The 25,269-nt window shown below is 60.4% G+C and carries 27 protein-coding genes; 13 read left to right on the forward strand and 14 right to left on the reverse strand.

From position 1 onward, the window contains the following. Window positions 1-26: 26 nt before the first annotated feature. Both ACEWPJ_RS11890 and ACEWPJ_RS11895 read right to left on the reverse strand, forming a co-directional pair. Entirely contained in the window at window positions 27-1,241 is a 1,215-nt protein-coding gene (locus ACEWPJ_RS11890; protein WP_416513310.1) for an acyl-CoA dehydrogenase, read from the reverse strand. Window positions 1,242-1,347: 106 nt separating this feature from the next. After that, a complete protein-coding gene (locus ACEWPJ_RS11895) occupies window positions 1,348-2,415 on the reverse strand; it encodes a saccharopine dehydrogenase C-terminal domain-containing protein (RefSeq protein ID WP_416513311.1) in 1,068 nt (355 codons plus the stop codon). A 106-nt stretch (window positions 2,416-2,521) separates the two neighbouring features. Between ACEWPJ_RS11895 and ACEWPJ_RS11900 the strand changes: the two genes are divergently transcribed. Next, window positions 2,522-3,427 carry a LysR substrate-binding domain-containing protein gene (locus ACEWPJ_RS11900; RefSeq protein WP_416513312.1) on the forward strand — a complete coding sequence of 302 codons (906 nt, stop codon included), beginning with the start codon at window positions 2,522-2,524 and terminating at the stop codon, window positions 3,425-3,427. 2 nt (window positions 3,428-3,429) lie between these two features. On the opposite strand, the gene ACEWPJ_RS11905 is transcribed toward ACEWPJ_RS11900, so the two are convergent. Further along, a complete protein-coding gene (locus tag ACEWPJ_RS11905) occupies window positions 3,430-4,158 on the reverse strand; it encodes a Crp/Fnr family transcriptional regulator (RefSeq protein WP_416513313.1) in 729 nt (242 codons plus the stop codon). A 95-nt stretch (window positions 4,159-4,253) separates the two neighbouring features. On the opposite strand from ACEWPJ_RS11905, the gene ACEWPJ_RS11910 reads away from it, so the two are divergent. Beyond that, window positions 4,254-4,604 (forward strand): hypothetical protein, encoded by a 351-nt coding sequence (locus ACEWPJ_RS11910; protein ID WP_416513314.1) that lies wholly within the window; start codon window positions 4,254-4,256, stop codon window positions 4,602-4,604. A 105-nt stretch (window positions 4,605-4,709) separates the two neighbouring features. Further along, complete coding sequence (locus tag ACEWPJ_RS11915; RefSeq protein ID WP_416513315.1) at window positions 4,710-6,221, forward strand: aldehyde dehydrogenase family protein; 1,512 nt, start codon at window positions 4,710-4,712, stop codon at window positions 6,219-6,221. 15 nt (window positions 6,222-6,236) lie between these two features. On the opposite strand, the gene ACEWPJ_RS11920 is transcribed toward ACEWPJ_RS11915, so the two are convergent. Next, window positions 6,237-6,866 carry a type II CAAX prenyl endopeptidase Rce1 family protein gene (locus tag ACEWPJ_RS11920; protein WP_416513316.1) on the reverse strand — a complete coding sequence of 210 codons (630 nt, stop codon included), beginning with the start codon at window positions 6,864-6,866 and terminating at the stop codon, window positions 6,237-6,239. Window positions 6,867-7,148: 282 nt separating this feature from the next. Between ACEWPJ_RS11920 and carB the strand changes: the two genes are divergently transcribed. Together carB and ACEWPJ_RS11930 are read left to right on the forward strand one after the other, a co-directional pair. Beyond that, on the forward strand, window positions 7,149-10,484 hold the full coding sequence (gene carB, locus ACEWPJ_RS11925; RefSeq protein WP_416513317.1) for a carbamoyl-phosphate synthase large subunit: 3,336 nt from the start codon (window positions 7,149-7,151) through the stop codon (window positions 10,482-10,484). A gap of 96 nt (window positions 10,485-10,580) precedes the next feature. Next, the gene (locus ACEWPJ_RS11930) at window positions 10,581-11,111 is read left to right on the forward strand and encodes a hypothetical protein (RefSeq protein ID WP_416513318.1); all 531 of its coding nucleotides are present in this window, start codon (window positions 10,581-10,583) and stop codon (window positions 11,109-11,111) included. On the opposite strand, the gene ACEWPJ_RS11935 is transcribed toward ACEWPJ_RS11930, so the two are convergent. From ACEWPJ_RS11935 to ACEWPJ_RS11945, 3 genes are all read right to left on the reverse strand, one after another. Continuing rightward, window positions 11,108-11,839, reverse strand: a complete 732-nt coding sequence (locus ACEWPJ_RS11935) for a hypothetical protein (RefSeq protein ID WP_416513319.1) — start codon at window positions 11,837-11,839, stop codon at window positions 11,108-11,110. The two genes, ACEWPJ_RS11930 and ACEWPJ_RS11935, sit on opposite strands and share 4 nt — an antisense overlap. 246 nt (window positions 11,840-12,085) lie before the next feature. Beyond that, on the reverse strand, window positions 12,086-12,658 hold the full coding sequence (locus tag ACEWPJ_RS11940) for a BrnA antitoxin family protein (RefSeq protein WP_416513320.1): 573 nt from the start codon (window positions 12,656-12,658) through the stop codon (window positions 12,086-12,088). A 45-nt stretch (window positions 12,659-12,703) separates the two neighbouring features. Continuing rightward, complete coding sequence (locus ACEWPJ_RS11945; protein WP_416513321.1) at window positions 12,704-13,159, reverse strand: hypothetical protein; 456 nt, start codon at window positions 13,157-13,159, stop codon at window positions 12,704-12,706. A 354-nt stretch (window positions 13,160-13,513) separates the two neighbouring features. Between ACEWPJ_RS11945 and ACEWPJ_RS11950 the strand changes: the two genes are divergently transcribed. Next, window positions 13,514-14,107 carry a thymidine kinase gene (locus tag ACEWPJ_RS11950; RefSeq protein WP_416513322.1) on the forward strand — a complete coding sequence of 198 codons (594 nt, stop codon included), beginning with the start codon at window positions 13,514-13,516 and terminating at the stop codon, window positions 14,105-14,107. A gap of 58 nt (window positions 14,108-14,165) precedes the next feature. Next, window positions 14,166-14,420, forward strand: coding sequence for a hypothetical protein (locus tag ACEWPJ_RS11955; RefSeq protein WP_416513323.1), 255 nt, complete (start codon window positions 14,166-14,168; stop codon window positions 14,418-14,420). Between the two features lie 4 nt (window positions 14,421-14,424). Here ACEWPJ_RS11955 and ACEWPJ_RS11960 read toward each other — a convergent pair whose 3' ends face one another. The 5 genes from ACEWPJ_RS11960 to ACEWPJ_RS11980 all read right to left on the reverse strand — a co-directional run bounded on the left by ACEWPJ_RS11960 (window position 14,425) and on the right by ACEWPJ_RS11980 (window position 17,575). Then, window positions 14,425-15,384: a 2-hydroxyacid dehydrogenase gene (locus ACEWPJ_RS11960; protein WP_416513324.1), complete on the reverse strand. Its 960-nt coding sequence runs from the start codon at window positions 15,382-15,384 to the stop codon at window positions 14,425-14,427. Continuing rightward, window positions 15,381-15,719 (reverse strand): tRNA-binding protein, encoded by a 339-nt coding sequence (locus ACEWPJ_RS11965; RefSeq protein ID WP_416513325.1) that lies wholly within the window; start codon window positions 15,717-15,719, stop codon window positions 15,381-15,383. Before ACEWPJ_RS11965 ends, ACEWPJ_RS11960 begins: the two co-directional genes overlap by 4 nt. Next, a complete protein-coding gene (gene proC, locus ACEWPJ_RS11970; RefSeq protein ID WP_416513326.1) occupies window positions 15,716-16,537 on the reverse strand; it encodes a pyrroline-5-carboxylate reductase in 822 nt (273 codons plus the stop codon). The genes ACEWPJ_RS11965 and proC overlap by 4 nt, the downstream gene beginning before the upstream one ends. A gap of 27 nt (window positions 16,538-16,564) precedes the next feature. Next, window positions 16,565-17,068: a YbjN domain-containing protein gene (locus tag ACEWPJ_RS11975; RefSeq protein ID WP_416513327.1), complete on the reverse strand. Its 504-nt coding sequence runs from the start codon at window positions 17,066-17,068 to the stop codon at window positions 16,565-16,567. Between the two features lie 267 nt (window positions 17,069-17,335). Further along, complete coding sequence (locus ACEWPJ_RS11980) at window positions 17,336-17,575, reverse strand: accessory factor UbiK family protein (protein WP_416513328.1); 240 nt, start codon at window positions 17,573-17,575, stop codon at window positions 17,336-17,338. A gap of 92 nt (window positions 17,576-17,667) precedes the next feature. On the opposite strand from ACEWPJ_RS11980, the gene lgt reads away from it, so the two are divergent. The 4 genes from lgt to ACEWPJ_RS12000 all read left to right on the forward strand — a co-directional run bounded on the left by lgt (window position 17,668) and on the right by ACEWPJ_RS12000 (window position 21,303). Continuing rightward, entirely contained in the window at window positions 17,668-18,552 is an 885-nt protein-coding gene (gene lgt / locus ACEWPJ_RS11985; RefSeq protein ID WP_416513329.1) for a prolipoprotein diacylglyceryl transferase, read from the forward strand. Further along, on the forward strand, window positions 18,549-19,613 hold the full coding sequence (locus ACEWPJ_RS11990) for a class I SAM-dependent methyltransferase (RefSeq protein WP_416513330.1): 1,065 nt from the start codon (window positions 18,549-18,551) through the stop codon (window positions 19,611-19,613). Before lgt ends, ACEWPJ_RS11990 begins: the two co-directional genes overlap by 4 nt. Then, the gene (gene pgeF / locus ACEWPJ_RS11995; protein ID WP_416513331.1) at window positions 19,610-20,368 is read left to right on the forward strand and encodes a peptidoglycan editing factor PgeF; all 759 of its coding nucleotides are present in this window, start codon (window positions 19,610-19,612) and stop codon (window positions 20,366-20,368) included. The genes ACEWPJ_RS11990 and pgeF overlap by 4 nt, the downstream gene beginning before the upstream one ends. A gap of 155 nt (window positions 20,369-20,523) precedes the next feature. Continuing rightward, window positions 20,524-21,303, forward strand: coding sequence for a Hint domain-containing protein (locus ACEWPJ_RS12000; protein WP_416513332.1), 780 nt, complete (start codon window positions 20,524-20,526; stop codon window positions 21,301-21,303). Here the strand turns inward: ACEWPJ_RS12000 and ACEWPJ_RS12005 are convergent. Further along, window positions 21,300-21,800, reverse strand: coding sequence for an Lrp/AsnC family transcriptional regulator (locus ACEWPJ_RS12005; RefSeq protein ID WP_416513333.1), 501 nt, complete (start codon window positions 21,798-21,800; stop codon window positions 21,300-21,302). The genes ACEWPJ_RS12000 and ACEWPJ_RS12005 overlap by 4 nt on opposite strands. 190 nt (window positions 21,801-21,990) lie before the next feature. Between ACEWPJ_RS12005 and trxB the strand changes: the two genes are divergently transcribed. Together trxB and ACEWPJ_RS12015 are read left to right on the forward strand one after the other, a co-directional pair. Beyond that, window positions 21,991-22,935 (forward strand): thioredoxin-disulfide reductase, encoded by a 945-nt coding sequence (gene trxB / locus ACEWPJ_RS12010; protein WP_416513334.1) that lies wholly within the window; start codon window positions 21,991-21,993, stop codon window positions 22,933-22,935. 144 nt (window positions 22,936-23,079) lie between these two features. Next, a complete protein-coding gene (locus ACEWPJ_RS12015; RefSeq protein WP_416513335.1) occupies window positions 23,080-24,795 on the forward strand; it encodes a bifunctional sulfate adenylyltransferase/adenylylsulfate kinase in 1,716 nt (571 codons plus the stop codon). Between the two features lie 145 nt (window positions 24,796-24,940). Here the strand turns inward: ACEWPJ_RS12015 and ACEWPJ_RS12020 are convergent, their stop codons facing one another. Continuing rightward, window positions 24,941-25,141 (reverse strand): CsbD family protein, encoded by a 201-nt coding sequence (locus ACEWPJ_RS12020; protein ID WP_416513336.1) that lies wholly within the window; start codon window positions 25,139-25,141, stop codon window positions 24,941-24,943. Window positions 25,142-25,269 lie beyond the last annotated feature (128 nt).

Raw genomic sequence — 25,269 nt, forward strand, 5'->3', positions numbered from 1 at the left:
GGCGCGGTCCATACGTGATCCATATCTTAGAAAAACGCCTGCAACCCGGTCTGCGCCCGCCCCAAAATCAGTGCATGAACGTCATGCGTGCCCTCGTATGTGTTCACCGTTTCAAGGTTCACCATATGCCGGATCACCTGAAACTCGCTTGAGATTCCGTTGCCGCCGTGCATGTCCCGCGCCATCCGTGCAATATCCAGCGCCTTGCCGCAATTGTTGCGCTTCATCAACGAAATCATCTCGGGCGCGGCGTTGCCCTCATCCATCAGCCGCCCGACACGCAAGGCCCCCTGAAGGCCCAGCGTGATCTCCGTCTGCATGTCGGCCAGCTTCTTCTGGAACAGTTGCGTGCCGGCGATCGGCTTGTTGAACTGCTTGCGGTCAAGCCCGTATTGCCGCGCCGCGTGCCAGCACGCCTCAGCCGCGCCCATGACCCCCCAACTGATCCCATACCGCGCACGGTTAAGGCACCCGAACGGCCCTTTCAGCCCTTCAACGTCGGGCAGCAACGCATCCTCGCCCACCTCGACGCCGTCCATCACAATCTCGCCCGTGATCGACGCCCTGAGCGACAGCTTGTTGCCGATTTTCGGCGCGGAAAGCCCCTTCATGCCTTTTTCAAGTACGAAGCCTTTGATCTTTCCGTCATGAGCCTCAGATTTCGCCCAGATAACAAAGACATCGGCAATCGGCGCATTGGAAATCCACATCTTGCTGCCCGAAATCACGTAGCCGCCATCGACTTTCTTAGCGACGGTTTTCATCCCGGCCGGGTCGGACCCTGCGTCAGGCTCCGTCAAACCGAAACAGCCGATGAACTCGCCAGATGCCAGCTTGGGCAGATACTTCGCACGCTGCTCTTTCGATCCGTAGGCATAGATCGGATACATCACCAGCGACGATTGCACCGACATCATCGACCGATAACCGCTATCGACGCGCTCCACCTCGCGCGCGACCAACCCGTAGGAAACATACCCAGCGCCGATCCCGCCGTATTCCTCGGGCACCGTGACGCCAAGCAGCCCCATCTCTCCCATCTCGCGGAAAATCTCCGGGTCGGTCTCCTCTTCCTCAAACGCTTTCAACACGCGCGGTTGCAGCTTTTCCTGCGCATAGGAATGGGCCGACTCGCGGATCATCCGCTCATCCTCGGACAGTTGCGCATCCAGCAGAAACGGGTCTTCCCAGTTGAAATGACCAAGTTCAGGGCGGCTTTGCGGGGCGAGGTCTTTTGCCATGTCAGGCTCCTTTCAGGATCGCAGCATCTCTTTTCACCGGCAGACTAGGCCAAGCGCATAGCGCCGACAATGCCACCACAACGGGCTTTCATCTTGCCAAAAATACTCATTGTTCCCCGCGCTGAAACAGCGCACCCGTCCGGATTTTCATGAACGCATCCAGCGGGATATCCTCTTGCTTCAGGAACCCCTGCTGCGGCAGCGCGCCGTCGCGCACCATCTCAATCACCGCAACAACCGAAGCCGACGTCGTCCAAGCAATCGCCGTGCGCCGCTTGCCTGCGACATCAACCGGGCGATACCCATGCACGAATTCGCGCCGTTGCAGCCGTCCGTCGATCAAACCCTCAGCGGCGACATGCACATAGACCACATCATCCTGCACCGGCGGCTTGGCGTTGACTAGGATTTCGCCCGCCTCGGCCCGGCGATCCCGCATCAGAAGCTCATGAAAAAAGAAATTCATCAGCGACATATGACCAGGGTAACGCATGGTCTTGTAGTCGATGTTCTCGACGCTGCCGTGATAGGTGTCGCACATCGTCCCCAGCCCGCCCGAGGTCGTGAACGCCTCAAGCTTCACCCCGTCGATGTAAAGCGACTCGTGCCATTCCATCGGGCTGACCCACTTGCGCTCGCCGCCCTCGATCACCTCGCAATCATTGAGGTATTCGTTCACGACTCCCTCCGGCGACCAGTTGAACGCATAGCCCATCAGACCCGTCGGGTTCTGCGGCAGCGCGCCAACCCGCATCCGGCAGGATCGGCAGGTTTCAAACTGCGCGATCAGATCGGCCCCGACGATCCCGACAAACCCCGGCGCCAGCCCGCATTGCGGGGCCATCAGCCCTTTCGAAGTCGCGGCGAGTTTCTGGATCGCCTGCGTCGTCGGCACGTCCTCTGTCAGATCGAAATAGTGGATGCCCGCCGCATGGGCCGCCTCGGCCAGCGGAATGTTCAGGCTGTAGGGCAGGCAGGACAGCACCGCATCCACCTTGCCGAACGCATCCCGCATCGCATCGCCAGAGGTCACGTCAAGCGCCCGCACCACGAAGGGATGATCCCCGCCGCGCGGCGCGACGTCGATCCCGGTCACGGCAAACCCCGCTTCGTGCAGCAGCGTCGCGGCCAGCGTGCCGACCTTGCCCAGCCCCAAAACGATGATCTTCTGCATGATACGCCCTCTGCCCTCAGGTGATTTGCGACCGACGATAGCAATTGCTGCCCCGCGCAAACATCATTAAATACGCAGCGATACATGAGAATTGCGAATGTAACCGATGCAGCAGACCCACCAGCGCCAGATCACCCCGTCCTTCGCCGCCTTGCGCGCCTTTGAATGCGCCGCGCGACACGGCAGTTTCACCCTCGCCGCTGAGGAGTTGCACCTGACCCAAAGCGCCGTCAGCCGTCAGGTGAAAGACCTTGAAGGGCTGCTTGGCTTTTCGCTGTTCCGCCGCAACGGGCGCCGGGTGCTGCTGACCGACGCGGGGGCGGAGTTTGCATCGAACCTCGCCATCGACCTTGAACGGCTGAAGCAAACCGTGACCCGCGCCGTGGCCGCCGGGAACACCAAGAAGACCCTGCGCATCGCGACGCTCGCGACCTTCGCCAGCCGCTGGCTGATCCCACGCCTGCCGGGGTTCGAAAAACTCTACCCCGATGTGGAAATCAGCCTGTCCGCCCGCAGCCACGCTTTCAACTTCGACGAAGAACGCTTTGATCTTGCGATTTATTATGGCCTGGACGACTGGCCCGACACCCAGATGACCAAACTGTGCGAGGAAGAACTGCTCGCCGTCGCCTCCCCCGCCTTTCACGACGCGCATGACCTGACTGATCCGGCGCAGATTGCCCATGCGCCCCTGCTGCATCAGGAAGACCATCCAAGCTATTGGTCGGATTGGCTCCAGCTTCAGGGCCACGACGCGCCCCATGCCCCGCGCGGCAAGATCTATGACCAATTCTCGATGAGCATCGCCGCCGCGTCCGCTGGCCTCGGCGCGGCAATCGTGCCGCGTTATCTGATCGAGGACGAGCTTCGGCAAGGCACACTCGTCCCCTTACCCGGCAAACCGCTGGTGACGCGGAACGCCTATTACCTCGTCACCCCCGCAGGCGCGGGCAGTGAGATGGCGCATCGCTTTGGCCAATGGGTGAAAACGCAGGTGTCGCGCCGACGCTAACGCTACATCAGGGGCCGTTCCAGCGGCGGCGAAAGCTCCACCCCCGCGATCCGTGCCAGCCCCTTGAGGTCATGAAGCTGCAACGTCCCGTCATGCCAGCTTATCATCTGCCGGTCGCGCAACTTGCCAAGCGTCTTGTTCGTATGCACCAGCGAAAAGCCCAGCGCGTCCGCCAGGTCCTGCTGCGAATAGGGCATCGGAATTGCCCCATCCTGCACCATATCAAGCGCCGTGGCACGCATGTGAAACCGCACCAGCGCCCAGGCGACCGCCGCCAGCGCCGTCCGCTGTCCGACCGTGGCCAGCGCATCACCCAGCAGATGCTCCTCCACCGCGGCAAGCCATGTCAGCGCAAAGGCTCTCTCGGGGTGGTCGCGGAAAAACGTCCAGAACTCCGCCCGGTCAAAGACGCATAGCGTCATCTGGGTCGTCGCCTCGACCGAATGGCCCATTTCCCCCATCAGCCCGGCCTGCATCCCGATAAAGTCACCCGGAAAGATAAAATTGATGACCTGCCGCTGCCCGCCTTCCAAGGTCTTGTAGCGCAACCCCATTCCCCTCAGCGCGGTGAACAGTTGCGGGCTGTTCGACCCCTCCATCAGCAGGGTTTTACCGGCGTCGATAACAAGCTCTCCGGCCTTGAAACGCTGCATATACCGAACCTCATCCGCGCTCATCTGCGCGAACAGGTCTTTCCTTCGCAAGCTGCAATTCTCGCAGTCGGTGGTCATAGATTACGTCCCGTCAACCATATGTCATAGTTTAATGCGCCCTTTTCAAAAGTAATGCAGATATGCGCCATACTTGAAAAGGAAAGATTGGAATTATGCGTCAGTTTCTGGTGTTGGAATCGAATCCGCTCGTGGCCGAGGATTTGGCGGAGGCGCTGCGCACGGGCTGCGAAGGGTGCGTGGTTGCCGTTGCGGCCTCGATTGAAGAGGCCACCGATCTTTTGGCGAAAACCAAGGACCTGACCGCCGCGTTTCTGCGCGCGCCGTTCGACGCGCTGAAGGACTCGGGCCTGCCCCAGCGGATCACCGAACTCGGCGCGCAGCTTGTCGTGTTCGACGATACCGGGCTGTGCGAAGATGTTCAGGGCTGGATCATGCTTCCGACGCCATTCACCAACGACATGATCGAACAGGCCCTTGCCCGGATCGCGCCGGGCGACAGCTGACACTGATGAGCTTTCCGCATCGGTCCGGCAGTATTTCACGATTTTATCGAAGGTAGAATTCGCCTACCTTGCGGCCAAATCTCAGCTATGGAAGAGGAGCCGCAGATGTCCGCCACGTCTGAAATCCACGACATCATGTCCCGCCTCGGTGTCGAAAAGTCCGCCTATACCGGCGGCGACACCCCGATCACCAGCCCCGTGACGGGCGAAGAAATCGCGCGAGTCACCGAAATCTCCGCTGCCGATACCAAGGCCGCCATCGACAAGGCGCATGACGCCTTCAAGGCGTGGCGCGACGTGCCCGCCCCCCGGCGCGGCGAACTCGTCCGCCTGATGGGCGAGGAACTGCGCGCCGCCAAGGACGATCTGGGCCGCATCATCACCATCGACGTCGGCAAAGTGACCTCCGAAGGACTGGGCGAGATTCAAGAGATGATCGACATCTGCGATTTCGCCACCGGCCTTTCCCGCCAGCTTTACGGTCTGACCATCGCGACCGAACGCCCCGGCCACCGGATGATGGAACAATGGCACCCGATGGGCGTGGTCGGCGTGATCTCCGCCTTCAACTTCCCCGCCGCCGTCTGGTCGTGGAACGCGGCCATCGCTTTCGTCTGCGGCAATTCCGTCGTCTGGAAACCGAGCGAGAAGACCCCGCTCATCTCCCTCGCCTGCAAGGCCGTGTTCGACCGCGCCGCCGCACGTTTCGGTGACGCGCCCGACAACCTCCTGACCCTGCTGATCGGCGACAAGGACGTGGGCGAAGTGCTGGTCGATCACCCGCGCGTTCCAGTCCTCTCCGCCACCGGCTCCACCCGCATGGGGCGCGAAGTCGCCCCCCGCGTTGCCAAACGCTTCGGCCGCTCGATCCTCGAACTCGGCGGCAACAACGCGGGCATCGTCTGCCCGTCGGCGGATCAGAACATGGCCCTCGCCGCCATCGCGTTCGGCGCAATGGGCACCGCTGGCCAGCGCTGCACCAGCCAGCGCCGCGCCTTTGTCCATTCCTCGATCTACGATGAATTCGTCCCGCGCCTGAAGGCCGCATATCAGTCCGTAAAAATCGGCAGCCCCCTCACCACCGACGCCCTCGTCGGCCCGCTGATCGACAAACGCGCGGCGGACGGCATGGCAAAGGCGCTGGAAGACGCCAAGGCCGCAGGCGGCACCGTCACCGGCGGCGAAGAAGTCGACGCGGGGCATAGCGGCACCTACTACCGCCGCCCGGCCATCGTCGAAATGCCCGAACATGCCGGCATCGTGTGCGAAGAAACCTTCGCCCCGATCCTCTACGTTATGCGCTACGACGATCTCGACGACGCGATCGACATGCAGAACGGCGTCGGCGCGGGCCTGTCCTCGACCATCTTCACCCTCGACATGCGCGAGGCGGAGCAGTTCCTGTCCGCCGCCGGGTCCGACTGCGGCATCGCCAACGTCAATATCGGCACCTCAGGCGCGGAAATCGGCGGCGCGTTCGGCGGCGAAAAGGAAACCGGCGGCGGGCGCGAAAGCGGGTCGGACGCGTGGAAGGCCTACATGCGCCGCGCGACCAACACGATCAACTATTCCCGCGACCTGCCGCTGGCCCAGGGCGTGAGCTTTGACATCGACTAACCCGACGGTGCGCCCTCAAAAGGGGCGCACCACATTGCCCGAATAGAAATAGACCCCCATCCCCAGCGCAAAAAGCACGACCCCCGCGACCGAGTGCAGCACGAAGGCCAGCGGAAAGCTCCGCTTGACCTCGTAGGCCCAGGCAAAGATCAGCCCGCCGAAAAAGGTCATCCCCGCGACGACCCAGCTCCAATACATCAGGTGGCCGAAGGAAAACAGCGCGGCATTCAGGACGAGCCCCGCCGTCCCCCGCGGCAACACCGCGCCATACCGACGGAAATACAGCACCCGGAACAACAGCTCCTGCGGCAGCGCCGACAGGAACGGATAGAACAACGCGATCACCAACATGAATTCCGGCCGCGCCTTCACCAAGGCAAACAACGCCCCCGGTGCGGACACCGACAAAACCGCATAGCCGGTCACGAACGTCACCACCGCAACCAGCACGACCACCGGCAGACGCACCGCGCGCCAGCCCCGCCAAAGGTCGCGCCAATGGAATCCCGGCGTCAGATGCAACAGCACCATCCCGGCCACCATCATCCCCAGCAGAACCGGAAACAGCCAGCCTTGCGGCAACAGAACCGCCATCAGGATCGGCGCGCCGATAAACAGAACCAGGAACTCTACCAGACGGATCATGCAACTCCGCTCCGCAACCCTCCCGACAACCTAGTTGCGACATCTTGAAATTCCAGTGAAATTTCGGTGAAACCCGACGCCCGCAAAAACCAGTTTCCAGAAATATCCCCTCCGGAGGATGCCAAGCATCCGCAAGGATGCGCGCCCAATCCCGTGGCGCGGCACGCGCCTCCGCCTTTCAGCGACCCCGACAGATACGAAATTCGCGGCCATCAGGGCTTGCACCTCGCCCCTTCATGTCTATAACCCACGACAATTTGCGCATACCCGGGGGCCGCACACATGCCGAAAAGAACTGACATCTCTTCGATCATGATTATCGGTGCCGGTCCTATCGTCATCGGGCAAGCCTGCGAATTTGACTATTCCGGCGCCCAGGCCTGCAAGGCGCTGCGCGAAGAAGGCTACCGGGTCATCCTCGTCAACTCGAACCCCGCGACGATCATGACCGATCCGGGCCTTGCCGACGCAACCTATATCGAACCGATCACGCCAGAGGTTGTTGCAAAGATCATCGAAAAGGAACGGCCCGACGCGCTCCTGCCGACGATGGGCGGGCAGACCGGCCTCAACACCTCGCTCGCGCTTGAAGAAATGGGCGTGCTCGAAAAATTCGGGGTCGAGATGATCGGCGCAAAGCGCGAAGCCATCGAAATGGCCGAGGACCGCAAGCTGTTCCGCGAAGCGATGGATCGCCTCGGCCTTGAAAACCCGCGCGCCACTATCGTGACCGCTCCGAAAAACGAAGACGGCTCCGCGAACCTCAACGAAGGCGTGCGGCTTGCCCTCGCCGAACTCGAAGATATCGGCCTGCCCGCGATCATCCGCCCCGCCTATACGCTTGGCGGCACCGGCGGCGGCGTCGCCTATAACCGCGAAGATTACGAACATTATTGCCGCACCGGCATGGACGCCTCTCCGGTCAATCAAATCCTCGTCGATGAATCGCTTCTCGGCTGGAAGGAATATGAGATGGAGGTCGTGCGCGACCGCGCCGATAACGCGATCATCGTCTGTTCCATCGAAAACGTCGATCCGATGGGCGTGCATACAGGGGATTCGATCACCGTCGCGCCGGCGCTCACGCTGACCGACAAGGAATACCAGATGATGCGGTCGGCCAGCATCGCGGTCCTGCGTGAAATCGGCGTGGAAACTGGCGGGTCGAACGTGCAATGGGCGGTGAACCCGGATGACGGCCGCATGGTCGTGATCGAGATGAACCCCCGCGTATCGCGCTCCTCGGCGCTGGCGTCCAAGGCCACCGGCTTCCCCATCGCCAAGATCGCCGCGAAACTGGCGGTCGGCTACACGCTCGACGAACTCGACAACGACATCACCAAGGTCACTCCGGCCAGCTTTGAGCCGACGATTGATTATGTCGTCACCAAGATCCCGAAATTCGCGTTCGAGAAATTCCCCGGCTCCCAGCCCCACCTCACCACCGCGATGAAATCCGTGGGCGAGGCGATGGCGATCGGCCGCACGATCCACGAAAGCCTGCAAAAGGCGCTCGCCTCGATGGAATCCGGCCTGACGGGGTTCGATGAAATCGCGATTGACGGTGCACCGGAAAAATCCGCCGTCATCCGCGCGATCAGCCTGCAAACCCCGGACCGCCTGCGCTCCATCGCGCAGGCCATGCGCCACGGGCTCAGCGACGATGAAATCTTTGCCGCGACCAAGTTCGACCCGTGGTTCCTCGCCCGTATCCGCGAGATTATCGACGCCGAGGCCGACATTACCGCGAACGGCCTGCCCGAAGGCGAAACCGGCCTGCGCCGCCTCAAGATGATGGGGTTCACCGATGCCCGCCTCGCCCACCTGACAGGGCAAAGCGAAACCGACATTCGCGGCACCCGTCTTGCCGCTGGCGTCACCGCCGTCTTCAAACGCATCGACACTTGCGCCGCCGAATTTGAGGCGCAAACACCATATATGTATTCCACCTACGAAGCCCCGATGATGGGCGAAGTTGAATGCGAGGCCCGCCCCTCCGATCGCAAAAAGGTCGTGATCCTCGGCGGCGGCCCGAACCGGATCGGGCAAGGCATCGAATTCGACTATTGCTGCTGTCACGCCTGCTACGCCCTCACGGACGCGGGCTATGAAACCATTATGATCAACTGCAACCCGGAAACCGTGTCGACCGACTATGACACCTCGGATCGCCTCTATTTCGAACCGCTGACCTTTGAACACGTCATGGAAATCCTGCGGGTCGAACAGGAAAACGGCACGCTGCACGGTGTCATCGTCCAGTTCGGCGGCCAGACGCCCCTGAAGCTCGCGAATGCGCTTGAGGCTTCGGGCATCCCGATCCTTGGCACGACCCCCGACGCCATCGACTTGGCCGAGGACCGCGAACGCTTCCAGTCCCTCGTCAACAAGCTCGGCCTGAAGCAGCCCAAGAACGGCATCGCTTCCACCGACGCGCAAGCGCTCGCCATTGCCGACGACATCGGCTTCCCCCTCGTGATCCGCCCCTCCTACGTCCTCGGTGGCCGCGCGATGGAGATTGTGCGCGACATGCCCCACCTCGAACGCTACATCAACGAGGCGGTCGTGGTCTCCGGCGACTCCCCCGTGCTGCTCGACTCCTACCTCTCCGGCGCGACCGAAGTCGACGTCGACGCCCTCTCCGACGGCACCGACGTCCACGTCGCCGGCATCATGCAGCATATCGAGGAGGCCGGCGTCCACTCCGGCGATTCCGCCTGCTCCCTCCCGCCCTACACGCTCTCGAACAGCGTCATCGAGGAACTCAAACGCCAGACCGTCGCCCTTGCCCTCGCCCTTAACGTCGTCGGCCTGATGAACGTCCAGTTCGCGGTGAAGGACGGCGACATCTACCTGATTGAGGTCAACCCCCGCGCCTCCCGCACCGTGCCGTTCGTCGCAAAATCGACGGACAGCGCCATCGCCTCCATCGCCGCCCGCGTCATGGCCGGGGAACCGCTGTCGAACTTCCCCAAGCGCCCGCCCTACCCCAAGGACGCCGCCAAGGGCGACCCGGAGCCGATGGGCGACCCGATGCGCCTGGCCGATCCCGACCAGATGCCGTGGTTCAGCGTGAAAGAGGCCGTGATGCCCTTCGCCCGCTTCCCCGGAGTCGATACGATCCTCGGCCCCGAAATGCGCTCGACAGGGGAAGTCATGGGCTGGGACCGCTCCTTCCCCCGCGCCTTCCTCAAGGCCCAGATGGGCGCCGGAATGGTGCTCCCGACCAAGGGCCGCGCCTTCATTTCGATCAAGGATACGGACAAGACCGACCTGATGCTCGACGCAGCGCGTATCCTCATCGACCTCGGCCTGACCATCACCGCGACCCGCGGCACCGCCTCATGGCTGGTCGAGAACGGAGTCGCCAGCGACACCGTCAACAAGGTCTACGAAGGCCGCCCGAATGTCGTCGACCTGCTGAAAAACGACGAAATCGCCATCGTGATGAACACCACCGAAGGCGCGGCGGCAGTCGAAGATAGCCGCTCCATCCGAGCCGTCGCCCTGTTCGACAAAATCCCCTATTTCACGACAGCCGCCGCCAGCCACGCCGCCGCACAGGCAATGCGCGCGATGCAGGAGGATGAGTTGGGGGTGAGGTCGCTTCAAGGTTGAACTCTACGACTTGACATATTCTGTAAGTCCCTCGCAGTATGTTGTGGGGTTCATAGAGGTTTTGACAAGATGAGTGACACAACACTAATTGTAGACATGGCGATTGGCCGTTTAGAGGTTTCGGGCAGCGAGAGCTTTGTGCGAGATATTTACAAGGATTTTTGCGCGGAACTTGGAAGCAATAGGCCTGTGCAAACATCCTTAACCTCAACTGCGACGAACAAGAGAGAAACCCAAGCTCCAGACGAGGCAGTTAAGAAGGTAAGCAAGCCGAAGGGCAATAAAACTTCGTCAACGGCTATGCTCAACAAAGACTTGGATGTATCTGGCCTCAAGGATTATTTTTCTGAGTTCGACACGAAAAAGGCCGCGGAACAAGCACTGATATTCACGATGTTTCTTCGTGAGGTCAGAGGGATAGTTCCATGCACCGCCGACGACATCTATACCTGCTTCTTTACTATGAAAGATCAACTCAAACTCCCCTCAATGACGAGCCTGTTCAACAACGATCGCGCGCGCACGGGATTTTTCAAACGTGTGGAAAATGGAAAAGTTGAGATCACGCAAATCGGCGAGAACCACTTCAATCACAACCTAAAGAAGATCGAGTCCTCGGACGACTAGTCAGTAAATCCCGCCTTCGACAACAGTTCTTCTATTGAAGCTCGGTAATCCAGCGCAATCTTGTCAATATCGCCGCGCCGGGCATTAAACTCGATCCTGTGCGCGGAGAAATTCCCCAAGTTCCGATAAGCTTCTAGTCGGGACTTGGTATTTCTTGATAACTTCAACGTAGAGTTAGTCTTTGCATCATTGACTATCGCCTCAAGTTTTTTGTGAGTTCCATCATTAGTCAGAATAGTGTTTTCAATCCCGAGTTTCCGATAACTTAGTATTATCAGAACTTCGAAAAGGCGCCTCATGAGCACTGCGCAGCCGTCAAATATATTGTTCTCAAAACTAGCATTAATCTGATCAGCAAGGCGCGAAAGGTAGCTAGGGCATGATGCATAAATCGTGCTCGGAATTATTAGGTCGCCCGAAATAATTTCTTCCGATTTCTTGCTAAGCTCAGGATACTCAGCGTCAAGTTCCTTTAGTGTGCTCGCGTGGAGTTTGACAAGTCGCTTCTCTGACGCCTTAATGAACCGCCTTGAGCTGGCAATTTTCTTGCTAAGTCTTGAAAGGTTCGGTCTGGGGTAGTGCAACTTTGCATTGGCTTCGATCACTGAGGTGAGTTCAACTTCCGACTTTTCTTCTCGGCGAAGCAGATAGAATGCTAACAACTCGATACGCTCAATTTCTTGAGCGGTAGAAAGGTTGGCTCGTTCGGCAAAAGTCTCTAAATTCATGACGTTACAGTTTGCAGAAATTTACGAGAGGCGCAACCTATTGGATGGCGCCTCGCCCCCCCAACACAGGGCAGCGCCCGAACCGAGGGGTGGGCGTAAAGCGCCCGCCCCGTGGGGGCGGTTCGGGCGCTGCCCGTGACGAGCACGGGCGGTCTGTGGCTGTTGCCCTTCCCGGCTCCGTCTGCGTAGGCACCGCCTTCCGAACGAGGCCCCGGATCAAGTCCGGGGCGGAGTTCGTTCCCCCCCTCACTCCTCCCCGAACGCGATCATCTTCGCGACGATCTCCTCTTCCGTCGTGCCGAGCCGGGCCAGTTCGCACTGGGCGCTGGTCAGGTCGGTGTGGGCTTTCACCTGGGCGAGGAACAGGTCGAAATCGCCAAGCTCCGGGCGGTCCCCGGCGCGGGTGGGGTTGGCGTCCTCCGGCCCCTTGACGAACCGGGCAAGCCGCGCGTGGACGAAGCTTGCCAGCACGTCGTTCATCCGGGTCTGATACCCCGGCCCCATCGCGCGGAAGAATTTGACCACGCTGTCCTCGACCCTCAGCGTCACGCGCGTCTTGCGGTCGGGGCAGCGGGCGGTGCCGATCTCGTGCCATGCGTCGGGGATCTGGGTGCCGGCACGGGTCCGCTCGGCCAGGTCCCATTCGACCTGCCGCATCACGTCGATCATGTGGCTGTGGTGGATACGCTCTGTCTTGGTCGGTGTGCGGGCGGCGGGCATCGCGGTCTCCTTGTTCAGATCGCGGCCAATATCGCGCCGATCCGTTAAGAAGGTGGAAGGCCACCGCGCGTATGCACAGGGTGTGCACAGGCGGTGCACGCCCCCTGCACGCCGGTCACACGCCGGTTTTCGGGAAAAGTGACGTTACGTCGCTTCGTCTTCCAGATGCAGCTTCATGTCCATCAAGACGTGCTGAAGCGCCAGCGTTTCGCGCAGCAGCCGCTTGGCTTCATTGACCGTAATGACCCCGTCTTCGATGGATTGACCATACTCCGTCATCAGCATCGCAAACCGCTGCGACAGCGCGATCACGTCGGAATTGACACCACCCTCGGGGGAGTTCGGGCCACGGTCGTCATAGGAAAGCGTGATTCCGCGAAGTTCTGCTAAGGCACTGGTAACATGAGGATATCTCGCCGCTGCTTCCAGAGATGCCACCGCGTCAATCGGCATGAAGCGGTCCTGATGCTCCTCCGCGTCAGAGTAATATCGCCCGAGCGTCGCCTTCGATTTCCCCGCCAATTCGCAGGCCGCTTCGATGCCCACGTCCTTGACCAGCGCCTCGGTATGTTTCTTCAGATAAGGGCCTAATTCCGCCATACAAATTCTCCTGTCCCCGCGGGGAAATACACTCGCCTTTTCCCATTAATGAGGTTGCAAGGTTTTGTCATTTATAAACCGACCCTAACGGTTTGGGATTGTATGAGTACCCGACCTCCCCATTGTCGGTTTTGGTTAGGGGTCCACTGCGTCGCTGCCATGTGGGATGACAGCGCCGGGAAACCGGACAATGCGCGGTGGGTCCGTCAGTAAGCGAAGGTGCGCAGGCCCGGATGACCACAAGCCACCACTTGGTCCGGGTTTGAAAGTCCCCCAACTGACGGGCTCACCGCCCATCGCGCACCGGATGGCGCGACTCTCTTGAACTTTGACGCGCCTTGGCCATAAGGAAGTATGGCAAAACTCTATTTTCATTACTCTACCATGAATGCCGGGAAATCGACTGTTCTTTTGCAGGCGGCCCATAACTACCACGAACGCGGGATGGAAACCTACCTTCTGACCGCGCGTTTCGACAACCGTGCGGGAGAGGCAAAGATCGCCTCTCGGATCGGGATCAGCATGGCGTCCGACACGTTTGAAACGGGCGAAGATCTTTTCACCAAAATCGAAACCCGCCTGTCCGATGGCCCCTGCGCCTGCGTGTTTATCGACGAAGCCCAGTTTCTTGAACCCGAACAGGTCTGGCAACTCGCCCGTGCTGTCGATGACCTGAAAGTGCCAATCATGTGCTACGGGCTGCGGGTCGATTTTCAGGGGCAGCTTTTCCCCGGCTCGGCAACGCTGCTGGCGCTCAGCGACGAAATGCGAGAGGTCCGCACAATCTGCCATTGCGGAAAGAAGGCCACGATGGTCGTGCGGCTTGGCCCCGACGGGGCGGCGTTGCGCGATGGTGCGCAGGTCCAGATCGGCGGGAATGAAACCTATGTTTCCCTGTGCCGCAAGCACTGGCGCGATGCGATGAACGGCGCGCCCCCGCCGCGTTAAACCGCCGGAACATTACCGCTGTCACTACGTTGATCCCTTGTAGGAAAGGAGGTCAGCAATGGACAGATTAGCCATCGTCCTCGCCGTTATAAGCGGCAGTAGCATAGCGGGTGCAGCGGTGATCGCCGCCCTCGCGCTCGGCTATTATTCATGGGTTTCTATTGCGATTTGCGTCGCTATCGGTGCTATCTTCGCGTGGCCGACCGGTCGGATGATTTCACGTCGGATCAAGCGCAACGATCCCGAGTGGAACCCGCGCCATAAGCCGGGTGACTTCGGCGTTGTCCCCCCGGCGGACGCACCGGAAAACTAAGGAGTCACACCCGGTTGGGCGGATCGTTCCCGTCGAAAAACGCGATGAGGTTTTCGACCGCCATCAGCCCCATCGCCTCTCGCACCTCAAGCGCGGCGGTGCCGAGATGCGGCAGGAGCGTGACGTTTTCAAGCGCCAACAACTCTGCCGGAACGGTCGGCTCTTTCTCATAAACATCAAGGCCCGCGCCCGCGATAACTCCGCTTTTCAGGGCGTCGATCAGCGCTGCTTCGTCAACGATATCACCACGGGCGATGTTCACCAGATGCGCCGTGGGGCGCATCGCGGCAAGCGTTTTCTTGTTGATCAGATGGTAGGTTTCCGGCGTCGCGGGCACGGCGATCACGACGATGTCGGCGGTCGCCATCACCTCCTCCAAACTGCCCAATTGGTGCGCGGAAACGCCCACGTCATCCACGGCGGAGCGGTTGTGGAACACCACATCCATGCCAAAGCCTGAATGCGCCCGTTTCGCGATGGCCTTGCCGATGCGCCCCATCCCAACGATACCGACGGTCTTGCCGGTCATGTGAAGGCCAAGCATTTGCGTCGGATGCCAGCCGTTCCAGTCGCCCCGGCGCAGCATCCGTTCGCCCTCACCCGCGCGACGGGCGGTCATCAACATCAGCGTCAACGCAATATCGGCGGTCGCGTCCGTGACCGCACCCGGCGTGTTGCTGACGGTGATCCCGGCGGCGGTCGCTGCGGCGACATCGATGTGGTTATAGCCAACCCCGAAATTCGCGAGCATTCGGCAACGCGGCGTTCCAGCCTTGGCAAATGTCTCAGCGCCCAGCGGATCGCCCAGCGTCGGCAGCAGCCCGTCATAGGCCAACAGCGCGACGACGACATCGTCCTGCGCCATCGGCTGCGTATCCTCGCGGATCGTAACGTCAAACCGCGCCTTGGCGGCTTCTAGCACCCGGTCCGGCAGGGGCCGTGTGATCAGAACCTTCTCGGTCAATACATCCTCCCGCCCAGTGGGACTTCCTTATCGGGGGTGAGCAGGACGACCTCATCGTTCGCGTCCGGCACTCCGAGGACGAGCACCTCGGACATGACCTTGCCGATCTGTCGCGGCGGGAAATTCACCACGCCTAGCACGCGTTTTCCCGGCAATTCCTCCGGCATGTAATGCGCTGTGATCTGGGCGGAACTTTTCTTTTCCCCAATCTCAGGACCGAAATCGATCCATAATTTGATCGCGGGCTTGCGGGCTTCGGGGTAAGGTTCGGCCCGCGTGATCTGGCCGACGCGGATGTCGACCTTCAGAAAGTCATCAAAGCTAAGATCGCTCATGCGCCGAGCTCCTTGCTACGGTCCGTCGCCGCCTTCACCGCCTTGTTCAAAAGCGCGGGAAAGCCTGTATCCGCGTTCATCAGCACTTCAAGCGCGGCTGCGGTCGTTCCCGCGGGGCTGGTGACGTTGACGCGCAGTTGCGCGGGATCTTCGTCAGAATCCTCGGCCAATTGGCCCGCCCCGCTGACCGTCGCTTTCGCGAGGGTCATGGCAAGATCGGCGGGCAACCCCTGCGCCTCCCCGGCCGCGGCAAGCGTTTCGATCAGGTGAAAGACATAGGCGGGGCCGGAGCCGGACACCGCCGTCACCGCATCCATCTGGTCCTCGGTCTCCAAGCGCACCGTCTGGCCGATGGCGGACAATAACGCCTCGGCCAGTTGCAAGCTTTCTTCGGTGATGTGGTCGTTACCGATGATCGCCGTAATCCCGCGCCCAATCGCCGCCGGTGTGTTCGGGATCGACCGGATCACCGGAGTCTGCGCGCCAAGCGTGTCTTCGTAGTATTTTATGGTCGTCCCCGCCGCGACCGATAGGAAAACCGTGTCGCCATTCCCCAGCTTCTTTAGCGACGGCAGCGCGTCGGCCATCATCTGCGGCTTGACCGCGACAAGGACGATGGCGGGGTTGTCGGGCAAGGGGTCATTCAGGTGCAAACCGTCACTGGCAAGCCCGGTCAACCACTCGGACGGATGCGGGTCAACGATCCACACCGCCTCTGGCCGCAGCCCACTGTCCAGCCAGCCCGAAAGCATGGCCGACCCCATTTTGCCGCAGCCCAGCAGAACCAGACCACGGCTTTCCAAATCATCAAAACTCATGCTGTCCCCCGTTGTTTCGGGGGAAGACTAGGCGCGGCCGTAAGCCTCTGCAATGGCAACTTGCAGTGCGTCTTCCGGGGTGCGGTCGGCCCAACTGACCAGTTGAAATGCGGGATAGAACCGTTCGGCTGACCCGACGGCGGCGTTGATCATCGTCGTGATCTGCTCTGGCCCCGCGAACTGACCACCGGCCAGCATCAGGCCGTAGCGATAGACCATCAGCCGTTGATCGTGCCAGTAGGTGAAGGCGCCCGACCAGCACATATCGTTGGTGCGGTTCAGCGCCTCATATAGCTCTGGCAGGCGATGCTCCGGCGGCTCCATCTCAAACGTGCAGATCAGGCGGAGCGTTTCGTCGTAGCCCGACCATGCAAGGGTGATCGAATAGGTGCGCCATTGCCCTTCGACCGCCATGGCGATCTGGTCATCAGCGACGCGGTCGAAATCCCATTCGTGGTGTTCGGCAAGTGTTTCAACAATATCAATTGGATGTAATTCGTCTGTCTGAATGTACTGCTCTGAGAGTGACATGCCCGGCCTCTTTTCGCTTTAGCTACAGGTGGGTGGCAGCCCACCAGAACTGGGTGTCGTTACTAAGATATGCAGGTTCCCCCCGCTATTCTTACTATATATGGTGTCGTGAACCCGGAGTCCTGTAAAGACATTTTTTGGATTTATCCCCAGACAATGTGCGAAATGACACTCTATCCACAGGGCTAAGCCGCATTGTTAACAGCCAGTTAACAAAAAACGCGCCCGGCAAGGGCGCGTTGCGTCGGTGACGAATTGTAGTGTGGCTTACTTGCCTTCCAGCGCCTCGATCCGGGCCTTCAGCGCTTCGTTTTCTTCCCGCGCCTTCTGGGCCATGGCGCGCACGGCGTCGAACTCTTCCCGCGTGACCAGATCGCGGTCGGCCAGCCATCGGTCGATCCAGCTTTTCATCGCGGTCTCGGCCTCATCCTTCGCGCCCTGGGCCACGCCCATCGCGTTCGTCATCAGCTGAGAGATGTCGTCAAATACCTTGTTGCGTGTCTGCATGGCGTCCTCTGGCTTTGCTTGCCGACTATATGGGGGTGTCAGGGCAAAATCACAAGGTTGACTTCACCTTGAGCGAACATCAGGAAGGCGACATGATCGGTCTTATCCCCTTCCCCGATATCGGGCCTGACATTTTCACCCTCGAAATCGGTGATTTCGCCTTTTCGCTCAGATGGTATGCGATGGCGTATATCGTCGGCATCATAATCGGTTGGCGGATCGCGGTTCGCGCAGTGAAAAACGCGAGCCTTTGGCGCAATGACACGCCGCCGATGACCCCTTCGCAGGTCGAGGATTTTTTGACTTGGATCGTGCTTGGTATCGTTCTGGGCGGGCGACTTGGTTTCGTTTTGTTCTATCAACCCGCCTATTACCTGCAAAACCCGGCAGAGATTTTGATGATCTGGCAAGGCGGCATGTCCTTCCACGGTGGGATGATCGGCGTAGTCCTTGCCGCGTTGATCTATTGCCGACGTCACTGGCTACCGGTCCTGAGCGTCGCCGACATGATGGCCATCGCGACCCCGCCGGGCTTGTTGCTGGGCCGCATCGCCAACTTCATCAACGCCGAACTTTGGGGGCGTCCGACCGACGCGCCTTGGGGTGTCGCGTTTCCCGGCGCGGCGGCGCAGGATTGCCCGGATGTCGTCGGCCTGTGCGCGCGTCATCCCTCGCAACTTTATGAAGCCGGGCTTGAGGGGCTGATCCTTGGCGGCGTTCTACTCTTCCTCGCCTGGTCTCGCGGCTGGCTGAAAGTGCCGGGGCAAATCACCGGGGCGTTTGGGGTTGGCTATGGCCTATCGCGCTTTATCGTCGAATACTTCCGGCAGGCCGATGCGCAGTTCATCACGCCTGACAATCCGATGGGTCATGTCCTGTCTCTCGGCCCGGTCGGAATGTCGATGGGGCAGCTTTTGTCCCTGCCGATGATTATCCTCGGAATCGCCCTCATACTCTGGGCGCGCCGCAGGGTATGACGGCGTTGCTGCCGCATCTTCTCGCGCGGATCGCGCAGGACGGGCCCCTGACAGTGGCCGACTACATGGCGGACTGTCTGCTGCACCCCGACCACGGCTATTATGCGACGCGCGATCCGTTCGGCGCGGATGGAGATTTCACAACCGCGCCCGAGATCAGCCAGATGTTTGGCGAGGTTCTGGGCCTCTGTCTTGCCCAAACATGGCAAGATCAAGGGGCGCTGACTTCCTTTACGCTGGCAGAGCTTGGCCCCGGTCGTGGCACCTTGATGGCCGACATCCTGCGTGCAACCGCACGGGTTCCGGGGTTCCACACCGCCGCGCGGGTTCATCTGGTCGAAGCCTCCGATACCCTGAAACGCGTTCAACGCGAGACGCTCTCCGCCAACGACGTGACCTGGTGCGATACGGTTGCAGACCTGCCCAACGCACCGCTTTTCCTTGTCGCCAACGAATTCTTCGATGCCCTCCCGATCCGGCAGTTCATTCGCGCGGGCGACGGCTGGCGGGAACGGCTGGTCGGGGCTGAGGGGAACGCGCTATCCTTTGGAACGAGTGCCGCAATGCCGGTTGACGCTTTGTCCGACCGGCTTGGCGATACGGCAGAGGGTGATCTGGTCGAAACCTGCGCACCTGCCCTTGCGATCATGTCGGACGTTGCCGACCGCATCCACCGCTTTGGCGGCGCGGCGCTTATCATCGACTACGGCGACTGGAAATCGCTCGGCGACACATTGCAGGCTGTGAAAGGTCACGCATACGACCCGGTCCTTGCCCATCCGGGGGAGGCTGACCTGACCGCCCATGTGGATTTCGAGGCACTCGCCGGGGCTGCCGCCCCTCTCAGCACAAGCCGGATGACGCCCCAAGGCGTGCTGCTGGAACGGCTGGGGATCACGGCCCGCGCGCAGCAGCTTGCCAAGATTCTGACCGGAGACGCCCTCGAAAACCACATTGCCGCACATCGGCGCTTGACGCACCCCGAGGAAATGGGAACGCTCTTCAAAGCGATTGCCGTTCACCCCGACGGCACCCCGACACCGCCCGGATTTGACCCATGACGCTGGAAATCTTGACTGCGGATACGTTAGCCCCCCTGCGGCACGGGTTCTTTACCCGCAAGGGCGGCGCATCCTCGGGCGTGTTCCACGGGCTGAACTGCGGGTTCGGATCGACGGATCAGTCGGACATCGTCACGATCAACCGCGCCCGCGTTGCCGAGGCGATGAAGGTTGAACCTTCGCACCTCGTCACTGTCCATCAAATCCACTCCGCCGATGTAATTACCGTTGACGGGCCGCATGACACGCCGCTGCCCAAAGCCGACGCGATGGTCACTGCCACCCCCGGCATGGCCCTGTCGGTGCTGTCGGCGGATTGCCAGCCGGTGCTGTTTGCAGACCACGATGCGGGCGTCATTGGCGCGGCCCATGCCGGATGGCGCGGCGCACTTGATGGCGTGCTTGAGGCGACGATCGACGCAATGGTCGACCTTGGGGCCGAACGCGGGCAGATCAACGCGGTGATCGGCCCGTCGCTCAGCCAACAGGCCTACGAAGTCGGGCCCGAGTTTGTTGAGGAGTTTCTGGACCACGACCACGACAATGGCCGTTTCTTCGCCGGCGGCAAAGGGGACCGCGCGCAGTTCAACCTGCCCGCCTTCGGGCTGCATCGGCTGAGAGAGGCGGGCATAAATTCCGCCGACTGGCTGCATCATTGCACCTATTCCGACCCTGACCGATTCTATTCCTACCGCCGCTCGATCCACGAAAAAGAGGCGGATTACGGGCGGCTGATTTCGGTTATCCGCCTCTAACACCGCCCCAATAGACACATCCGCCCGCTTTCGCGCCCCGAAACAGTCCGTTTCGTTGACAATCGCGCGTTTCTTCGGTCATCGTTTATCCAATCTCTCTGCATTTTTCGGTGGGGGCCGTCCGCAGTAATGAGATCGCCGAAAGGACAGATCGCATGCACGTCCCACCCCTCGCGCCCAGACCGGCGCAACAAACGGGCCTTGTTCCCGTTGGCCGCGCCAATCGTACACCCACCCCACAGCGAAACGGCCTTTTGCGCCGCTACCATGTCAGCAGCCTGAACGAAGCGGGCCACCTGACCGATTTTCAGCGCATCGCGCCCGCCCTTCCGGTGTTTGAGGCGGCGTTCTCCGCCTTTGCTCGCGGATCGATTGTGGCGACTGATGAAGGCCCGGTCGCGGTCGAAGACCTGATGCCCGGCATGAATGTTCAAACGGCCTGTGGCGACTATGCCAAGCTGGTCTGGATCGGATCGACCGCCCATGTCCCGTCGCAAACCCGCGATGGCGAACACGCCCGGTTGACCCGGATTTCGGCGGACAGCTTCGGTCTGGGGCGGCCAATGCCTGACCTGCTGCTCGGGCCATCGGCCCGGCTGTTTCAGGAAAACACAAAGCTATCGTCGCAAATGGGCAGCAAATCCGCCTGCCTTCCAGCGGCTGGTTTTGTCGACGGCGAAACGGTCATCAGCGTGACGCCGGTTTCGTCTGTTCAACTGTTCCACCTCGGTTTCGAAAGCCAGCAGATCATCCATGTCAACGGGCTTGACTGCGAAAGCTATCATCCCGGCGCGACCACCGATCAAATCCGAACGGACGAAATGCTGTCCGTCTTCCTGTCGCTGTTTCCGCATTGCCGGACGCTGGAGGATTTCGGCCCGACAGAAGTGCCAAGCCTGACGCTGGACGAAATGGAGCGCTTTCACGCAGCCTAGGAGGTTTGTTGAAGGCGGCTTTCCAGAACATCGAACGGCACGCCGGGGTCGTCTTTCGCGCCCCGGATGACCAGCGATGTCTTGACGCTGGCGACATTGTCGGCGGCCGTCAGGTCTTCGGTCAGAAAGTTCTGGAACGTCGACAGGTCCGGCGCGACGCATTTCAGGACGAAATCAACCTCGCCGTTCAGCATGTGGCATTCGCGGACCAGCGGCCATTCGCGGCAGCGTTCTTCGAATGCTGACAGGTCCGCCTCGGCCTGACTGACCAGCCCGACCATCGCAAAAACCTGCACCTCAAACCCCAAGGCACGTGCATCCACGTCCGCGTGATAGCCCTTGATGTAGCCAGATTCCTCAAGCGTGCGCACCCGGCGCAGACAAGGTGGTGCCGAGATTCCGACACGTTTGGCCAGTTCGACATTGGTCATGCGACCGTCTGCCTGAAGCTCCGCCAGGATCATGCGGTCAATCTCATCAAGTTTGGTGCCTGCCATTGAACGCCTCCGGTCTTTCGCAGATTGTAGGTGAAGCAACCCACCTGCGCAATTATATTTCAAGAATGCGCAATTAAGTTATATTTACCCGCAAGATCAAGCGTTTTTGTCAAAGCCGCCATGCGGGGGGTTTTAACGCCCGCGTCCTGCGTCTATATCGGCTCGGATTGCTGCAAACAATGGGGCCGACATGGCAGAGACTCGTCACACCAAAGTTCTGATTATCGGCTCCGGCCCGGCAGGTTACACCGCAGGCGTCTACGCCGCCCGCGCGATGGTCGAACCCCTACTGGTGCAGGGAATCGAACCCGGCGGACAATTGACCACGACGACCGAGGTCGAAAACTGGCCCGGCGATACCGAGGTGCAAGGCCCCGACCTGATGGTCCGCATGGAGGCGCACGCAAAAGCGATGGGGTGCGAGGTTGTGGGCGACATCATCACCGACCTTGATATTTCCAAGCGCCCGTTCACGGCGACCGGCGACAGCGGCACGATTTATACCGCCGATGCGGTGATCCTCGCCACCGGCGCACGGGCGAAATGGCTGGGCCTTCCATCCGAGGAAAAGTTCAAGGGATTCGGCGTGTCGGCCTGCGCGACCTGCGACGGGTTCTTCTACCGCGGGCAGGAAATCGCGGTGATCGGCGGCGGCAATACGGCGGTCGAAGAGGCGCTGTTCCTTACCAATTTCGCCTCCAAGGTCACGCTGGTCCACCGCCGCGACGAACTTCGCGCCGAAAAAATCCTGATCGACCGGTTGATGAAGAATGACAAGATCGAACCGCTCTGGGATCATGTGCTGGAGGAGGTCGTGGGCGACGAAAACCCGCTTGGCGTCACCGGCATCAAGGTGAAGCACGTAAAGACCGGAGAGATCACGGACATTCCGGCCAAGGGCGTCTTTATCGCGATCGGCCACGCCCCGGCGAACGAATTGGTGAAAGATACGCTGGAAACCCATATGGGCGGCTACGTCGTGACGAAACCCGACTCAACGGCGACGTCGGTTCCCGGTGTTTTCGCCGCGGGCGATCTGACGGACTATAAATACCGGCAAGCGGTGACATCCGCTGGCATGGGCTGCATGGCGGCGCTGGAAGCTGAACGCTTTTTGGCGGAGGATGAGGGATAATCTCCTCGTTTTTGCCAAATGGCGCGGGTTTTTGGTCTCATTTCCCGAAATCAGGCCGCTAACGCTTGAATCTGTCCGCTTGGGCAGGCTAAGCCGCGCTCAAAACCGGGATGTCCGATCCCGACCAGCTACGAAAGTAATACCATGACGATGTCGCCGAACCTCGCTCCTATTCCCGAACTCTATGTTTCCTATGATTCCGCGCAAAAGCTGAAAGTCGAAGCGGGCCAGCTGACAAGCTGGGATCTGACCCCGCGCCAGATTTGCGACCTGGAGCTTTTGATGAATGGCGGCTTCAACCCGCTGAAAGGGTTCCTGAGCGAAGAGGATTACGACGGCGTCGTCAAGGATATGCGCCTTGCCGATGGCAAGCTATGGCCGATGCCGATCACGCTGGATGTGTCTGAAAAATTCGCCGAGGGCCTAGAGATTGGGCAGGACATCGCGCTGCGCGATCAAGAGGGCGTGATCCTCGCCACGATGACCGTCACGGATAGATGGGAGCCGAACAAAGCGCTTGAGGCAGAAAAGGTCTTTGGTGCCGATGACACGGCCCATCCGGCCGTGAATTACCTGCATAATCAGGCGGGCAAGATCTACCTCGGCGGCCCCGTGACCGGTATTCAGCAACCGGTCCACTACGATTTCCGTGCACGCCGCGACACGCCCAACGAACTCCGCGCGTATTTCCGCAAGGTCGGCTGGCGGCGCGTGGTTGCGTTCCAGACCCGCAATCCGCTGCATCGCGCGCACCAGGAACTGACCTTCCGCGCCGCGAAAGAGGCGCAGGCGAACCTGCTGATCCATCCGGTTGTCGGCATGACCAAACCGGGCGACGTCGATCACTTCACCCGCGTCCGCTGCTATGAGGCCGTGCTTGATAAATACCCTGCCGCCACCACGACGATGAGCCTTCTGAACCTCGCCATGCGCATGGCAGGCCCGCGCGAGGCCGTCTGGCACGGCCTGATCCGCGCCAATCACGGCTGCACCCATTTCATCGTTGGTCGCGACCACGCCGGCCCCGGTAAAAACTCCGCCGGAGAAGATTTCTACGGCCCCTACGACGCGCAAGAGCTTTTCCGCAAGTATCAGGACGAGATCGGCGTCGAGATGGTCGATTTCCGGCACATGGTCTATGTGCAGGAACGCGCGCAATACGAACCCAATGACGAGATTGCGGATAAAGACAAGGTTACGATCCTTAACATCTCAGGCACCGAACTGCGCCGCCGCCTGGCCGAAGGGCTGGAAATCCCGGAATGGTTCAGCTTCCCCGAGGTGGTCAAGGAACTGCGCCGCACGCGGCCTGCCCGGTCAAAACAGGGCTTTACCGTGTTCTTCACCGGCTATTCCGGGTCCGGCAAATCGACGATTGCCAATGCGCTGATGGTCAAGCTGATGGAAATGGGCGGCCGCCCCGTGACGCTGCTTGACGGTGACATCGTGCGCAAAAACCTGTCGTCGGAGCTGGGTTTTTCCAAGGAGCACCGCGACCTTAACATCCGCCGCATCGGCTATGTCGCGAGTGAGATCACCAAGAACGGCGGCATCGCGATCTGTGCGCCTATCGCACCCTATGCGACGACCCGCCGTGCGGTGCGCGAGGATGTCGAAGCGTTCGGCGCGTTTGTCGAAGTCCACGTCGCGACCTCTATCGAGGAATGCGAACGTCGTGACCGCAAGGGGCTCTATAAACTCGCCCGCGAAGGCAAAATTAAGGAATTCACTGGAATTTCAGACCCCTACGACATTCCAGAAAACCCCGAACTGCGGGTCGAAACCGAAAATGTCGAAGTCGACAATTGCGCCCATCAAGTGCTGTTGAAACTTGAAAACATGGGCCTGATTGCTGGCTGACGAGCGAACCCAAAAATAACAACGGGCCGGGTAGGTTTCCCTACCCGGCCCGTTTTCGTTTCATCCACCCAACTTATGCTGCGGACGAGACGTTTACGATCATATGATTGCTTCACGCGGAAGCGCCATCCGGCAGCGCGGAAACCTACGAGTTGCGCTTGAGGAAGTCGTCGACTTCGCGCTCTGCCTCTTCGCGGGCCTTGCCATAGCGTTCCTGAACCAGACCGATCAGGCGTTCACGATCGCCTTCGGCTTCGGTCAGTTCGTCATCCGTCAACTCGCCCCACTGCTGTTTCGCGGCGCCTTTGATCTGTTTCCAATTACCTTTTAATTCGTCGAGATTCATTGTCGTTCTCCTTTCGGTACTATTGACTGCACTGATTGGAAAACGCGCCCCTCCCGCCCAAAGTTCCAGACAAAAATGCCGCTACGCGGAACCCGGCCGGACCACCGCGCGTTAGCTTTTTAACAAGA

The organism is Aliiroseovarius sp. YM-037, from assembly GCF_048060095.1.
In the GTDB taxonomy this organism is placed as follows: domain Bacteria; phylum Pseudomonadota; class Alphaproteobacteria; order Rhodobacterales; family Rhodobacteraceae; genus JBLUOA01.